This window comes from Halomonas sp. BC1 (genome assembly GCF_002078135.1).
Lineage (GTDB): Bacteria > Pseudomonadota > Gammaproteobacteria > Pseudomonadales > Halomonadaceae > Vreelandella > Vreelandella stevensii.
In genome coordinates this window covers 124,543-138,068 of record NZ_LFGS01000005.1, presented here as the reverse complement: position 1 = coordinate 138,068, position 13,526 = coordinate 124,543, and the positions used below count along the sequence as shown (strand labels likewise).

Sequence of the window (13,526 nt, the reverse complement as noted above, 5' to 3'; positions counted from 1 at the left end):
CAAGCTACGGAAGTAACCTTATCGTAGCTCCCCCCATCCCGAAAGGAGAATCGTCAATGCGGACACCTAAAACGGGGCGAGGGCCCCTGGCCGCCGGAGGAGTCGCGGCCCTCCTGGCCTCGGCGTGTTGCCTCGGCCCGCTGGTTCTGATCACGCTGGGCGTTTCCGGCGCCTGGATCAGCAATCTGGCGTCGCTGGAGCCCTATCGCCCGCTCTTTATCGGCGTCGCGCTGGTGGCGATGTTCTTCGCCTGGCGTCGCGTCTTTCGGCCAGTGGAAAAGTGCCAGCCGGGAGAGGTGTGTGCCGTGCCACGGGTCAGGACGGGCTACAAGGCGATCTTCTGGCTCGTATCGCTGCTGGTGCTAATCGCCCTGGTATTCCCCTACGTCTTGCCCTTGTTCTATTAAAAGGAGATCTACCATGAAAGCTCGTTTCGCCTTCATCGCGCTACTCGCCCTGCTCAGCACGCCCGCCTTAGCGGCCTTGCAGACCGTGAAGCTGTCGGTGCCGGGCATGACCTGTGCCGCCTGCCCGATCACCGTCAAGGCCGCCCTCAACAAGGTGGACGGCGTCTCGCAAGTCGACGTGAGCTACGCGGATCTCGAGGCCGTGGTCACCTTTGACGACGCCCGAACGTCGGTGGAGGCATTGACCGAGGCCACCACCAACGCTGGGTATCCATCAACCCCGACATCCTCGCAAGCGGATCGAGAGTGATCATGAAGAATCCCAAGACCCTGCTGCGCGTGAGCGTGATCGGCAGCGGCGGCGCCGCCATGGCGGCGGCCCTGAAGGCCGCCGAGCGCGGCGCCCGGATCACCCTGATCGAACGCGGCACCGTCGGCGGTACCTGTGTCAATACAGGCTGTGTGCCTTCGAAGATCATGATTCGCGCGGCCCATATTGCCCACTTGCGTACGGAAAGTCCCTTCGATGCAGGCCTGAGCGCCCAGGCGCCGGTGGTGGATCGGGCCAAGCTGCTCGAGCAGCAGCAGCGACGTGTCGAGGAACTGCGTGACGCCAAGTACGAGGGGATTCTGCGCGACCACCCGGCCATCACTGTCCTGCACGGCGAGGCCCGGTTTATCGATGCCCATAGCCTGATGGTCAAGCTGAACGAGGGCGGCGAGCAGGTCGTCCACTTCGACCGCGCCTTCATCGGTACTGGCGCCCGACCGGCAGTACCGCCGATCCCGGGTCTTGCCGACACCCCCTACCTGACCTCTACCAGTGCTCTGGCCCTGGACACTCTTCCCGAGCGGCTGATTGTGATCGGCGCCTCGGTGGTGGCCCTGGAACTGGCCCAGGCCTTCGCCAGGCTGGGCAGCCGGGTCACGGTGCTGGCCCGCAGCCGCCTGCTCTCCCAGGAAGACCCGGCGGTAGGGAATGCGGTGGAGGCGGCGTTTCGCCGCGAGGGCATCGAGGTCCTCAAGCAGACCCAGGCGAGCCGTGTGGACTACACCGACAATGAATTCATTGTCGACACCAACGCCGGCACCTTGCGGGCGGATCAACTGCTGGTGGCCACCGGACGGACACCCAATACCGAGGCCCTGAACCTGGCGAGCCTCGGCGTGGAAACCGCACATGGGGCTATTCTGGTCGATGAGCATCTGCACACCACGGTGCCGGGGCTCTATGCCGCCGGTGACTGCACCGATCAGCCGGAGTTCGTCTATGTCGCCGCCGCCGGGGGCAGCCGGGCTGCCGTCAACATGACCGGGGGCGAAGCCACCCTGGACCTGAGCGCCATGCCGGCGGTGATCTTCACCGACCCCCAGGTGGCCACCGTCGGCCTGACGGAAGCCGAGGCCATCGAGCAAGGCTTCAGCGTCGATACCCGTGAGCTGGACCTGGAAAACGTGCCGCGTGCGCTGGTGAATTTCGACACCGGTGGTTTCATCAAGCTGGTGGCCGAACGCGACTCGGGCCGGTTGCTGGGGGTGCAGGCGGTGGCGGGGGAAGCCGGTGAGCTGATCCAGACGGCGGTGATGGCGCTACGCGCACGCATGACCGTACACGACATCGCCAATGAGCTGTTTCCCTACCTGACCATGGTGGAAGGGCTCAAGCTCTGTGCCCAGACTTTCACCAAGGATGTGACGCAGTTGTCCTGCTGTGCCGGGTGAACGATATGAGCGCGACCGTGGTGCCACTGGGCGGCGGCACCACGGGTTTTGGGCATGGACACCACAGGGAGCCCTGTCACGATGAACACGACACTACCAGATTGCGGGATGATGGGGGCGATGGGCTGGATAATGCCAGTGATCGGAATTGCCCTACTATTGCTACTGGTCCTGGGCATCGCCTGTTTGGTGAAGTATCTGCTCTCTAGCAAGTGAGCGTACTCAGCGAGCCATCAACCAGCTAATCCGTTGTGGGTTGAGTTTGTCGGCCACCTTTCGCTCTCGCATACCAACCAGATAATCCGGATACCCATAAAAAACCGGCCTCATGGCCGGTCAGTCGTCATGGTACTTCAACGAGCAGCCAGCGCATCCAGGCCACGCGCCAGGTCACGCTGGATATCCGCCTGACTTTCGAGCCCGACAGCTACCCGAATCAAACCCGGCGCAATCCCTGCGGCGGCCTTTTGTTCCTCGGAAAGACGCCCGTGGGTCGTGGTGGCCGGGTGGGTGATGGTGGTTTTGACATCGCCCAGATTGCCGGTAATCGACAGCATGCGCGTAGCGTCGATCACCTGCCAGGCGCCCTCTTGTCCACCCAGCACCTCGAACCCCAGCACGGCCCCAAAGCCCTGCTGCTGGCGCTTGGCCAACGCGTGCTGAGGGTGTGCTTCCAGACCGCTGTAATACACCCGACTGACGGCGGGGTGCTGGTCGAGCCAGCGGGCCAGGCTCAAGGCGTTCTCGCAGTGGGCCCTCATGCGTAGCGACAGGGTCTCGAGCCCCTTGGTGAAGATCCACGCGTTGAACGGACTCAGGCAGGGGCCGCAGGTCCGCACGACGCCAAACACCTCTTCCAGCAGGTCATGACGCCCTACCACCGCTCCGCCCACGGCGCGCCCTTGGCCATCCAGATACTTGGTGGCCGAGTGGATCACCAGATCGGCCCCCAGTGCCAGCGGCTGTTGCAGGGCAGGCGTAAGGAAACAGTTATCGATGGCCAGCAAGGCCCCGCTGCGCTTCGCCAACGCTGCCAGGGCCGGAATATCGGCCACTTCGGAGAGCGGATTGGACGGCGTTTCGGCAAACATCAGCCGAGTTGCGGGCGTCACCGCGGCTTCCCAGGCTGCCAGATTGGAAAGCTCCACATAGCGCGTGGTAATACCAAACTTGCCCAGATACTTGTCGAACAGGCTGACCGTAGAGCCAAACAGCGAACGCGAGGCGACGATCTCATCCCCTGCCGACAGCAGTGCCAGGGCAGTCGAAAGAATGGCGGCCATGCCAGAGCTGGTGGCGACGCAGCGCTCACCACCTTCCAGGGCCGCCAGTCGGCGCTCGAAGGTGTGTACCGTCGGATTGGTGAAACGCGAGTAGACGTTACCCGGCTCTTGACCACCGAACTTACGGGCAGCTTCGGCAGCACTCTCGTAAACAAAGCTCGAGGTGGGAAAAATCGGCTCGGCATGCTCCTGCTCAAACGTGCGGTGATGCCCCGCGCGAATGGCGAGCGTTTCGAGCGACCACTCCTCCTGGTGATGATCATCGTGCATGGCAGCGCCCTCTTTTCCAAAACGTCCAGCTTCCATAACGCTCAATCCACTGGCAACTCCCCCGAGGAAAGTTGCCAGCGTATTCGCGCTCAGTCGTCCAGGTCATCGTCCTGATTGTGCATGTCAACCAGCGCATGGTCACCCGCGCTATTGTCCTTGGCCGCATCGTTACGGCTAGCCTCCAGTACCGCCAGGTAAGCCTCGTCGATATCGCCGGTAACATAGTTGCCATCGAACACCGAGCAGTCGAAGGATTCCATCTCGGGGTTGACCTCGCGGCAGGCGCTCTTCAGGTCTTCCAGATCCTGATAGAAGATGCGGTCGGCGCCAATCAGCTGGCCGACTTCCTCTTCCGTGCGGCCATGAGCAATCAACTCGGTGGCCGCGGGCATGTCGATGCCGTAGACGTTGGGGTAGCGAACCGGGGGCGCCGCCGAGGCGAAATAGACCTTCCGGGCACCGGCATCCCGGGCCATCTGGATGATCTGCTTGCAGGTGGTGCCGCGCACGATGGAGTCATCCACCAGCAGTACGTTCTTGCCCTTGAACTCGACATCGATGGCATTCAGCTTCTGGCGCACCGATTTCTTGCGCTGGGTCTGCCCTGGCATGATGAAGGTACGGCCAATGTAGCGGTTCTTCATGAAGCCTTCGCGGTAGGTGACGCCAAGGTGCTGGGCCATCTCCAGTGCCGAGGTACGCGAAGTGTCCGGAATCGGAATCACCACATCGATATCGTGGTCGGGCCACTCGCTCATGATACGGTCGCCCAGCTTACGGCCCATCTGCATGCGCGTGCCGTAGACATAAGCACCATCCAGAATGGAGTCGGGGCGCGCCAGATAGACGTGCTCGAAGATACACGGATACAGCTCGGGGCGGTCAGCACATACCTGGGTATGAATCTGGCCCTGCATGTCGACGAAGATGGCCTCACCCGGCGCCAGGTCACGCTCCAGTTCGAAACCACCCACGTCCAGCGCCACCGACTCGGAAGCGATCATCACTTCCTGGCCGTTGGGGTCCTGGCGCGTGCCGAACACCACCGGGCGAATGCCGTGGGGATCACGGAAGGCCACCATGCCGAACCCGTTGATGATCGCCACGGCCGCGTAGCCACCCTTGCAGCGACGATGCACGCGACGCACCGCATCGAAGATGTCCTCGGCTTCCAGGTGAAGGCCTTGTTTGCCCAGCTCGTGGGCGAAGACGTTGAGCAGCACTTCGGAGTCTGAGCTGGTATTGATATGGCGCAGGTCCGTGGAGAACAGCTCCTGCTTCAACTGCTCTGAGTTGGTCAGGTTGCCGTTGTGGGCCAGCGCAATGCCGTAGGGAGAGTTGACGTAGAACGGCTGAGACTCGGCCTCACTGGAGGAGCCCGCCGTGGGGTAGCGCACGTGGCCAATGCCCAGGTTGCCTTTCAGGCGCGCCATGTGGCGAGTATGGAAAACGTCACGGACCAGGCCGTTACTCTTGCGCAGTAGGAAGCGTCCCTCGCTCCAGGTCATCATGCCGGCAGCGTCCTGGCCGCGATGCTGAAGTACGGTCAGGGCATCGTAGATTCCCTGATTTACCGCCTGCTTGGCCAGAAGGCCCACTATACCGCACATTCCAGTTACCTCGCTTTAGTACCACGGCTTGCTGGTGCAAACCCGTATGATCATCCAACTTACTCGTGCCGCTGCCAGACAGCGGCACGACATCCACCGCTCGGCTATTGCTGAACGGGTACGCGTAATTCGGGGAGCGAGACATCGCGCAGCGACGCCGGTGGCGTCGGCAGCTCACGCTCCCACTGGTCCAGTTGGCTCACGGCCCAGTCCCGCAACTCGATGAAGGTGGGGCGCAGTGAGGCTTCCTGCCATGCCTGAAGGTCTGCCAACGGTGTCAAGGTGATCAGCACGGTTACCACCAGCAGGATGACCACGCCACGGGCAAGCCCGAACGCAGCGCCCGCAAAACGGTTCAACAGCCCCATGCCCACCCACTCCACGGCGGCGTGAACGATACGTATCACGATGCCGCACAGCAGAATCACCGCAAAGATGACCAGCGCAAAGGCCAACACCAGGCGAGCATCGAAACTCTCGATGAAGCCGGCCATCAGCTCGGCCACCGGCTCGGCCAGCACCCGCGCCACCATCAGCGCGACGAGCCAGGCAGCCAGCCCCAGTGATTCACGCACGAAGCCCCGCACGAAGCCTGCCAGCATCGATAGCGCCAGCACGGCCAGAAAAACGGCATCAATCCATGTCAGCGCCATGATCAGTCTCTTACCCGCACCAGCAGGCCTTGAACATTGGCGCGCTCTTTCACCAGCGCCAACGCCGCCTCGCCATCTTCCGAAGAGCCGTACGGGCCCACCAGCACGGTGGTGAGGTTGTTGTCACGCGGGCGCTGGAAAACGCGGAAACCTTGATTGGTGAGTTGATCGCTGATTCGCTGGGCATTGGCGGCATCGCCAAAACTGCCTACCTGAACGGCCCATTCGCCCTGCTGCTGCGCCTGGGGAGCAGAACCATTGCTGCTGCCGCTGCTACTGCTACCGCTGCCTCGGTTCTGGTTGGCGGCCACCAGCTCGGCAATCGGGTCATTGGCGGGAGCGGGCGTCGGTTCGCTGCGCGGCGCTTCGGCGGGTGCCGCTGGCGGAGGCGTTTCAGCGGGCGCACTGGCAACGGCCTCGGTCTGCGGTTCCAGCGGCACAACCTCGATGGGCTCGTCCACTACCTCGGCATTCTCCAGCGGCTCGAGGGGAGACGGCGCGTTGATGGAAGCAGGCATCTCGGGCACAGGAACGTCCTGACGCACCACATTCACCGGCTGTTCGATCACGAAGGTGGGCTGCGGACGCTCTTCTCGGGGCGCCGGGTCACTCATCAACCACGGCACGATGATCGCCAGCACGGCCAGCAGAATCACGAGACCGCTAATGCGTTCCGTTTTACCGTATTTCATATCCCTCTCCCTCCAGCTTAACGTGCCTGCGGCGATGCTTGAGGCAGTGGCATCGCCAGTAGCGCTGCCACGGTAAAGAATGACCCCGTTGCCAATACCCGATCCTCTGGCGTCAGCCGTTGAGCCAGCCACTCTGCCCCGGCCTCGGGGGAATCGGCGCAATGATACACGCGCCCGCCCAGCGACGTAATACGCTCGGCAAGCTCGCTGGCCGAGCGGCCACGTTCGCCTTCCAGGCTGACGCAGACCCAGTCACGGATACGCGGCAACAGTGCCTCGATCACACCGTCGGCATCCTTGTCATTGAGCATGCCCAGCAGCCCCCACTGGCGACCACCGGCAGGCGGCGCGGGAAGCCTGCGCGCCAGATAGCTGGCCGCATGCGGATTATGCCCCACGTCCAGGCACCACTGCCCGCTCCACTGCAGGCGCCCCGGCAGCGTCACGCCAGCCAGCGCTTCACTGACCGGCCGCACCTTCAACGGCACACCTGCCAGCGCCAGCGCCTGCAGCGCCGTGGCCGCATTGTCGATGGGCAAGCCCGGGTCTGGCAGCGCGTCAAGGGAAAGAGTATCCCCTTCACGGTTGAGCCCATGCCAGCACCAGGGCGTGCCTGGCGGCTCGTCACCCGCGCTATGGCTGAAACCCACGCCCAGCACGTAGCTGGGCGCAGCCACCGCAATGGCCGTGTCCAGCACGCTCGTGGGCAGCGTCAAGCTTCCCAGCACGGCGGGTTTCAGGGGGCGAAAGATACCTGCTTTTTCGCGCCCGATCTGAGCCAGATCGGTCCCCAGGAAATTGGCATGATCCTGCGCGATGGTAGTCACGATGGCCACATCGGCATCGATGATGTTGACGGCATCCAGCCGCCCGCCCAGCCCTACCTCCAATACCGCCAGATCCAGCTCGGCATTGGCCAGGCACCAGAGCGCACACAGAGTGCCCGCCTCGAAGTAGGTCAGACTGATGGCGGGCGCTTCCAGGCGAGCATCCTCCACCTGAATGAAGCCTTCGACCAGGGTTTGGTCACTGGCTTCGCGCCCTTCCAGCGTGACCCGCTCGTTATAGCGCAGCAGATGAGGAGACGTGTAGGTACCGGTGCGCAGGCCATGCGCCCGCGCCACCGCATCGATCATGGCAAGGGTCGAGCCCTTGCCATTGGTGCCTGCCACGGTAATCACCTGGCGAGCCAGGGGGCGGTCCAGCAGTCCCATACGCCGGGCCACCTGCGACACCCGCTCCAGGCCCATGTCGATGCCTACCGGGTGCAGCGTCTCAAGATGATTCAGCCATTCGGCTAACGTGCTAGGCATTGCGCGACGCGTCATCGCTCGCAGGCTGGGCAGGCTCTGCCTGAGCACTGCTCTCTGCAGCATCCGCCAATGCGGCTTCTTCCACCACAGGTTCGGTGATTTCACCTTCGACCACCGGTTCAGCGCTGGTTTCCACGGCGGGCTGATGAGTCAGCTTGCGCAGCACACCACCGACACGCGCACGCATATCATGGCGATGCACGATCATATCCACCGTGCCATGCTCCAGCAGGAACTCGCTGCGCTGGAAACCTTCCGGCAGCGTTTCGCGCACGGTCTGCTCGATGACCCGAGGGCCTGCAAAACCGATCAGTGCGTTGGGTTCGGCAATGTTCAGATCACCCAGCATGGCCAGCGACGCGGAAACGCCACCAAACACCGGGTCGGTCAGCACGGAAATATAGGGGACACCCGCCTGTTTGAGCTTCTCCAGGGCTGCCGAGGTCTTGGCCATCTGCATCAGCGAGAACAGCGCTTCCTGCATCCGCGCGCCACCCGAGGCAGCAAAGCAGATCAGCGGAATACCCTCGTCCAGCGCAATGGTGGCCGCGCGGACGAACTTCTCACCGACTACGGCCCCCATGGAGCCGCCCATGAAGGTGAACTCGAAGGCCACGGCCACGACCGGCAGGCCATCCAGCTCGCCACGCATGGCAACCAGCGCGTCTTTTTCACCGGTCTCTTTCTGGGCAGCCGTCAGGCGGTCCTTGTACTTCTTGGAGTCGCGGAATTTGAGGCGGTCATTGGGCTCGATCTCGGCCCCCACCTCTTCGCGCCCCTGCTTGTCCAGGAACCAGTCAAGGCGCTTGCGGGCGGTCAGACGCAAGTGATGGTCACACTTGGGACAGACGCTGTGGTGCTTTTCCAGCTCCGGCAGGTACAGCACCGCCTCGCATTTGGGACATTTACGCCAGAGGCCATCGGGCACGCTGGCACGACGGTCCTTCCGCTGGATACGCCCCATGGAGGGCACGATCTTGTCTAACCAGCTCATATCAAAAAGGCTTCCGTATACGTCAACGCTTGGTCAAGCCAAGCTTGATGAGTGTCGTCAATTCAAGATTCAGTGTAGACGATGAGAGGACGCACTCAGGCGTCCATGGCGGTCCGCATCTCAGCCAACACGCTCTTCAACTGTCCGGTGATGGTTTCAGGGGCATCCACGCTGTCCGCAATGCGGTTGACCAGCGCGCTGCCGACGATCACGCCATCGGCGACTTTCGCCACCTCGGCGGCCGTCACCCCATCGCGAATGCCGAACCCAACGCACAGCGGCAAATCGGTCATGTCACGCAGCGGCGCCAGGTGTTCAGCGACATCGGCTGCGTTCAATGTGGCCGCCCCGGTCACGCCTTTGAGCGACACATAGTAAAGATACCCCTCACCGTGGGCGCATATTGTAGCGGCACGGGCATGGGAAGTGGTAGGCGCAACCAGGAAAATCGCTGCCAGGCCGCGCGCTTTGAGCAGCGGGCCGAACTCGTCCGCCTCTTCCGGCGGCATGTCCACCACCAGCACGCCGTCCACACCGACGCTGGCGGCTTTATCGGCAAAGGCCGTGTAACCGATGCGTTCGATAGGATTCAGGTAGCCCATCAGCACGATGGGGGTCTGGGTATCGGTCTGGCGAAACTCGGCCACCATGTCCAGCAGGTCCACCAGCCGGGTGCCCTGTTTCAGAGCCCGCTCGCAGGCCTTCTGGATGACCGGGCCATCCGCCATCGGGTCGGAGAACGGCACGCCAAGCTCGATCACATCGGCCCCGGCATCCACCAGGGCGTGCATGAAGCCTACCGTGTACTGGGGCGCAGGGTCCCCGGCGGTGATGTAAGGGATCAGAGCCTTGCGGCCCTGCTGCTTCAATTCGGAAAAACGCTGGTCGATTCGATTCATGCTAGCCCTTAAAACTCGATGCCGTCGATGTTAGCCACGGTCATGATGTCCTTGTCACCACGCCCTGAAAGGTTCACCACGATATGCTGATCAGGCCGCATGGTGGGCGCCAGCACTTTGGCATGGGCCAAGGCATGGGCAGACTCCAGCGCAGGCATGATGCCTTCCATGCGGGTCAGCTCGCGGAACGCTTCCAGCACCTGCTGGTCGTTGGCGGCCACGTACTGCACGCGACCGGCGTCTTTCCACAGCGCGTGCTCGGGGCCAACGCCAGGATAATCGAGGCCTGCGGAGATGGAGTGAGTGTCCATCACCTGGCCCGCTTCGTCGGACATCAGGTAGGTGCGGTTGCCGTGCAGCACGCCACGCGGTGCATTGGAAGACAGCGGCGCGGCGTGACGGCCGGTTTCCACCCCGTCGCCCCCTGCCTCGACACCGTACATGGCCACGGCGTCATCTTCGACGAACGGGTAGAACAGGCCAATGGCATTGGAGCCACCGCCCACGCATGCTACCAGCGCATCCGGCAGGCGGCCGATCTGCTCCAGCGACTGACGGCGCGCCTCGCGCCCCACCACCGCATTGAAATCGCGCACCAGCAGCGGGTACGGATGCGGCCCGGCCACGGTACCGATGATGTAGAAGGTGTTGTCCACGTTGGTGACCCAGTCACGCAACGCCTCGTTCATGGCGTCCTTGAGCGTGCGGGTGCCGGACTCCACCGGAATGACCCGAGCGCCCAGCAGCCGCATGCGGTACACGTTCAGCTTCTGGCGCTGGACATCGGCGGCGCCCATGTAGACATCGCACTCCAGCCCCAGCCGCGCGGCAACCGTGGCCGTGGCCACACCGTGCTGACCCGCGCCGGTTTCAGCGATGACCCGAGGCTTGCCGGCCTTCTTGGCCAGCAGCGCCTGACCGATGGTGTTGTTCACCTTGTGGGCGCCGGTGTGGTTGAGGTCTTCGCGCTTCAACCAGATTTGCGCGCCACCCAGCGAGTTGGACCAGCGCTCGGCGTGATACAGCGGCGAGGGGCGACCCACATAGTGCGCCAGGTCGCGGTCGAACTCCGCCTGAAAGGCCGGGTCGTCGCGCAGGCTGAAGTAGGCCTGCTCCAGCTCTTCAAGAGCGTAACTCAGGGTTTCCGACACGAATCGGCCGCCATAGGGGCCAAAGTGACCACGGGCATCCGGCATTCGGGTCAGGTCGCTGAACTTGGTTTCAGTTGCTGAGACTGTCACAGGCATACCTCACAGGATTGCCAGAAAGGCAAAGATGAATGAATACATAAAGGTGGAAGAAGGGTTTTACGCCCCTCGTCAGCGCTGATCGGCCCGCCCGACCTGAGCCACGAAGTCGGCCATTCGCCGAGCATCCTTTTGGCCTGGGGCGGCTTCGATTCCCCCTGATACATCAACCGCATAGGGAGCCACCTGCGCCACCGCGGCGGCAATGTTCTCGACCGTCAGCCCACCCGCCAGAATAACAGGTTTTTGCAGGGCTGCGGGGATTCTAGACCAGTCGAAGGTTTCTCCGGTTCCGCCAGGCACGCCCGGCCGATAGGCGTCCAGCAGCAGTGCCTGGGCGGCCGCATACTGCTGCGCTGCCTGATGCAGGTCGAGGTCGTCACGCATGCGCAGCGCCTTGATCCAGGGGCGATCGAACTGGGCGCAGAAGTCGGCGGACTCGTCACCGTGGAACTGGATCAAATCCAGGTGCGGCAAACACGCCTCCACCAGCGCCACGTCAGGGTTGACGAACAGCCCCACCCGCGTCACAAAAGCCGGTACCGGTGCTGCCAGCGCTGCCAACGTGGCAGGGTCGATCCCCCGCGCGCTCCTGGGCCACATGACGAACCCCAGCGCATCGACCCCCAGCGCCACGGCCTCGGCCACGTCCTCGTGGCGAGTAAAGCCACAAAACTTGATACGCGTGCGACCAGGTGCGGTCATGAGGCGCTCTCCTGCTGTTCAGGGCTAGCTTGCTGGGTAAAGGTGAGCTGGCGTCGGGCGGCCACTCTGGGCGTCTCCGGCAGCGCCCGCTCGCCAGTCCACTCGCCGGTAAAGGCCAGTAGATTGGGCCCCAGCGGCTCCCTGGGAATCTCGAAACGTTCGTCGTAGAGGGAGTCGACGAAATGCAGGCCGCAGGCAGGCGCCGTGACATCGCCCTTCTGGCGATTCTTCATCGCCAGCAGGCGGGCGATATGCCCTTCGTCCTGCGCCCCCCGGCCAACGCTGGCCAGCGCTCCGGCAATGTTACGGATCATGTGATGCAGGAAGGCATTGCCCTGGATGTCGATCACCACCAGCGGGCCGTAACGCTTCACTTCGACGAAGTGCATCTGGCGCCAGGGGGATTTCGACTGGCAGCCCGCCGCGCGGAAGCTGCTGAAATCGTGCTCGCCCACCAGCACCTGGGCCGCACGATGCATGGCATCGGCATCCAGCGGGTCGCGACACCAGGTGACGTTGTGGCGCTCCATGACCGGGCGGCTGATCTGATTCAGAAAGAGGTAGCGGTAACGGCGTGCCAGCGCGCCAAGGCGCGAATGAAAATCGTCGGATACCGGCTTCACCCAACGCACCGCCACGTCTCGGGGCAGATTGGTATTGGCGCCGAAAATCCACGCTTTTTCAGTGCGCTGTACCGGCGGGTCGAAGTGAATCACCTGGCGCGTGGCGTGCACACCGGAATCGGTGCGGCCGCTGGCGTAGATATGCACGGGCGCCCCCGCCACCTTGCCCAGCGCATCTTCGATGGCCTGTTGCACGGAGGCGGCATGCTTCAGGCGCTGAAAGCCACAAAAACGTGTGCCGTCATATTCGACGCCCATGGCCAGTCGGCCAGCCAGCGGTTGTGTTTCATCAAAGTGGTAGAACAGCGTCATCAAGCCACGTCATTTGGAGGATTTGGAAGAGTCGCTATTATCCCGACGTCGCGGCTCGAATGCCACCTCTTCGATTTCCCACTCCTCTTCAGGGGTATAGCGGGTGCGCAGCGGCGCAGCGTCCGCGTTTCCTGACAAGGAGGTCTCGGCCTCGTCTGGCTCGTTGGCCTGCAGCGAGGGCGGATGATAATCGATATAGTGCGCCCGATGATCGTCCGGCACCGGTTGCGCAGGCGCCTGGGGCGTCGACAGCTCCGCAGCATCCTCCTCCTGTTCCGGTGGAGCGTCGGGCGCGGCCTGATTCACTCCGGCAGGCGTCGGCTCGACGAGCATTGGCTCTTCCAGCGCCAGCGGCGGCCGCGGCTCTGGCTCTTCGACGGGCTCGGGGGTGTCCAGAAAAGCCGCTTCCAGGGCTGCTTCGTCTTCATCGACAGCGGATTCGACTTCTTCTTCGGTTGAACTCCACTCCGGGGAGCTGGCTTGCGAAGATGGCTCCTCCAAGGGGCTATGCTCACCAGACGCTTGAGCAACAGGTTCCTGAACAGCCGACTCGTCGGTCACCGGCTCGTCAGCAGCAGACACCTGCTCATAGCGCTCGGCTACCTGTGGCGGCGCTTTCGGGATATCGAAAGGCGGTGGTTCGGCAAGGGGCGGCTCGGCCAAAGGTGCGCCAGCGGTGCCGGTGCTTTCCATGACTGGCTCGGCGCGTCGTGGGGGCGTTTCTACGGCAGCGGCGGGCGCGGGCACGTCCTCCCACTGGCGCTCGCGGCGCTTGCGTGACCACACCAGCGCCCCA

The 13,526-nt window shown here is 63.3% G+C and carries 13 protein-coding genes and 1 pseudogene; 3 read left to right on the top strand and 11 right to left on the bottom strand.

Going from position 1 to position 13,526, the window contains the following annotated elements; all coding sequences use genetic code 11:
• The first annotated feature begins 56 nt into the window (after positions 1-56).
• From merT to merA, 3 genes are read left to right on the top strand one after another with little or no spacing between them, the layout of a single operon-like run.
• The gene (merT, locus tag B7L72_RS05245) at positions 57-407 is read left to right on the top strand and encodes a mercuric ion transporter MerT (RefSeq protein WP_008957404.1); all 351 of its coding nucleotides are present in this window, start codon (positions 57-59) and stop codon (positions 405-407) included.
• A 13-nt stretch (positions 408-420) separates the two neighbouring features.
• Positions 421-717: a mercury resistance system periplasmic binding protein MerP gene (merP, locus tag B7L72_RS05240; protein ID WP_006911918.1), complete on the top strand. Its 297-nt coding sequence runs from the start codon at positions 421-423 to the stop codon at positions 715-717.
• A 2-nt stretch (positions 718-719) separates the two neighbouring features.
• Positions 720-2,129, top strand: a complete 1,410-nt coding sequence (merA, locus tag B7L72_RS05235; protein ID WP_016914038.1) for a mercury(II) reductase — start codon at positions 720-722, stop codon at positions 2,127-2,129.
• A 353-nt stretch (positions 2,130-2,482) separates the two neighbouring features.
• On the opposite strand, the gene B7L72_RS05230 is transcribed toward merA, so the two are convergent.
• The 11 genes and pseudogenes from B7L72_RS05230 to B7L72_RS05180 all read right to left on the bottom strand — a co-directional run.
• Entirely contained in the window at positions 2,483-3,682 is a 1,200-nt protein-coding gene (locus B7L72_RS05230) for an O-succinylhomoserine sulfhydrylase (RefSeq protein WP_016914039.1), read from the bottom strand.
• An 89-nt stretch (positions 3,683-3,771) separates the two neighbouring features.
• Positions 3,772-5,292 carry an amidophosphoribosyltransferase gene (gene purF, locus B7L72_RS05225; RefSeq protein ID WP_026001713.1) on the bottom strand — a complete coding sequence of 507 codons (1,521 nt, stop codon included), beginning with the start codon at positions 5,290-5,292 and terminating at the stop codon, positions 3,772-3,774.
• Positions 5,293-5,396: 104 nt separating this feature from the next.
• Positions 5,397-5,945, bottom strand: a complete 549-nt coding sequence (locus B7L72_RS05220; protein WP_081193001.1) for a CvpA family protein — start codon at positions 5,943-5,945, stop codon at positions 5,397-5,399.
• Between the two features lie 2 nt (positions 5,946-5,947).
• Complete coding sequence (locus tag B7L72_RS05215; protein ID WP_081138986.1) at positions 5,948-6,637, bottom strand: SPOR domain-containing protein; 690 nt, start codon at positions 6,635-6,637, stop codon at positions 5,948-5,950.
• 17 nt (positions 6,638-6,654) lie between these two features.
• A complete protein-coding gene (gene folC, locus B7L72_RS05210) occupies positions 6,655-7,950 on the bottom strand; it encodes a bifunctional tetrahydrofolate synthase/dihydrofolate synthase (RefSeq protein ID WP_081192999.1) in 1,296 nt (431 codons plus the stop codon).
• Positions 7,943-8,944 carry an acetyl-CoA carboxylase, carboxyltransferase subunit beta gene (gene accD, locus B7L72_RS05205; RefSeq protein ID WP_016914044.1) on the bottom strand — a complete coding sequence of 334 codons (1,002 nt, stop codon included), beginning with the start codon at positions 8,942-8,944 and terminating at the stop codon, positions 7,943-7,945. The genes folC and accD overlap by 8 nt, the downstream gene beginning before the upstream one ends.
• A gap of 95 nt (positions 8,945-9,039) precedes the next feature.
• Positions 9,040-9,843, bottom strand: a complete 804-nt coding sequence (trpA, locus tag B7L72_RS05200) for a tryptophan synthase subunit alpha (RefSeq protein WP_016914045.1) — start codon at positions 9,841-9,843, stop codon at positions 9,040-9,042.
• A gap of 8 nt (positions 9,844-9,851) precedes the next feature.
• Positions 9,852-11,090, bottom strand: coding sequence for a tryptophan synthase subunit beta (gene trpB, locus B7L72_RS05195; RefSeq protein WP_026001714.1), 1,239 nt, complete (start codon positions 11,088-11,090; stop codon positions 9,852-9,854).
• A 72-nt stretch (positions 11,091-11,162) separates the two neighbouring features.
• Entirely contained in the window at positions 11,163-11,795 is a 633-nt protein-coding gene (locus tag B7L72_RS05190; protein WP_081192997.1) for a phosphoribosylanthranilate isomerase, read from the bottom strand.
• Positions 11,792-12,730 carry a tRNA pseudouridine(38-40) synthase TruA gene (gene truA, locus B7L72_RS05185; RefSeq protein WP_081192995.1) on the bottom strand — a complete coding sequence of 313 codons (939 nt, stop codon included), beginning with the start codon at positions 12,728-12,730 and terminating at the stop codon, positions 11,792-11,794. Before truA ends, B7L72_RS05190 begins: the two co-directional genes overlap by 4 nt.
• Before the next feature lie 9 nt (positions 12,731-12,739).
• Positions 12,740-13,526 (bottom strand): annotated as a pseudogene (locus B7L72_RS05180) (hypothetical protein); the annotation flags it as partial.

What these genes read in the sequence shown, in the direction of transcription:
- merT (WP_008957404.1), top strand. Translation starts at nt 57, where the DNA reads ATGCGGACACCTAAAACGGGGCGAGGGCCCCTGGCCGCCGGAGGAGTC.
- merP (WP_006911918.1), top strand. Translation starts at nt 421, where the DNA reads ATGAAAGCTCGTTTCGCCTTCATCGCGCTACTCGCCCTGCTCAGCACG.
- merA (WP_016914038.1), top strand. Translation starts at nt 720, where the DNA reads ATGAAGAATCCCAAGACCCTGCTGCGCGTGAGCGTGATCGGCAGCGGC.
- B7L72_RS05230 (WP_016914039.1), bottom strand. Translation starts at nt 3,682, where the DNA reads ATGCACGATGATCATCACCAGGAGGAGTGGTCGCTCGAAACGCTCGCC.
- purF (WP_026001713.1), bottom strand. Translation starts at nt 5,292, where the DNA reads ATGTGCGGTATAGTGGGCCTTCTGGCCAAGCAGGCGGTAAATCAGGGA.
- B7L72_RS05220 (WP_081193001.1), bottom strand. Translation starts at nt 5,945, where the DNA reads ATGGCGCTGACATGGATTGATGCCGTTTTTCTGGCCGTGCTGGCGCTA.
- B7L72_RS05215 (WP_081138986.1), bottom strand. Translation starts at nt 6,637, where the DNA reads ATGAAATACGGTAAAACGGAACGCATTAGCGGTCTCGTGATTCTGCTG.
- folC (WP_081192999.1), bottom strand. Translation starts at nt 7,950, where the DNA reads ATGCCTAGCACGTTAGCCGAATGGCTGAATCATCTTGAGACGCTGCAC.
- accD (WP_016914044.1), bottom strand. Translation starts at nt 8,944, where the DNA reads ATGAGCTGGTTAGACAAGATCGTGCCCTCCATGGGGCGTATCCAGCGG.
- trpA (WP_016914045.1), bottom strand. Translation starts at nt 9,843, where the DNA reads ATGAATCGAATCGACCAGCGTTTTTCCGAATTGAAGCAGCAGGGCCGC.
- trpB (WP_026001714.1), bottom strand. Translation starts at nt 11,090, where the DNA reads ATGCCTGTGACAGTCTCAGCAACTGAAACCAAGTTCAGCGACCTGACC.
- B7L72_RS05190 (WP_081192997.1), bottom strand. Translation starts at nt 11,795, where the DNA reads ATGACCGCACCTGGTCGCACGCGTATCAAGTTTTGTGGCTTTACTCGC.
- truA (WP_081192995.1), bottom strand. Translation starts at nt 12,730, where the DNA reads ATGACGCTGTTCTACCACTTTGATGAAACACAACCGCTGGCTGGCCGA.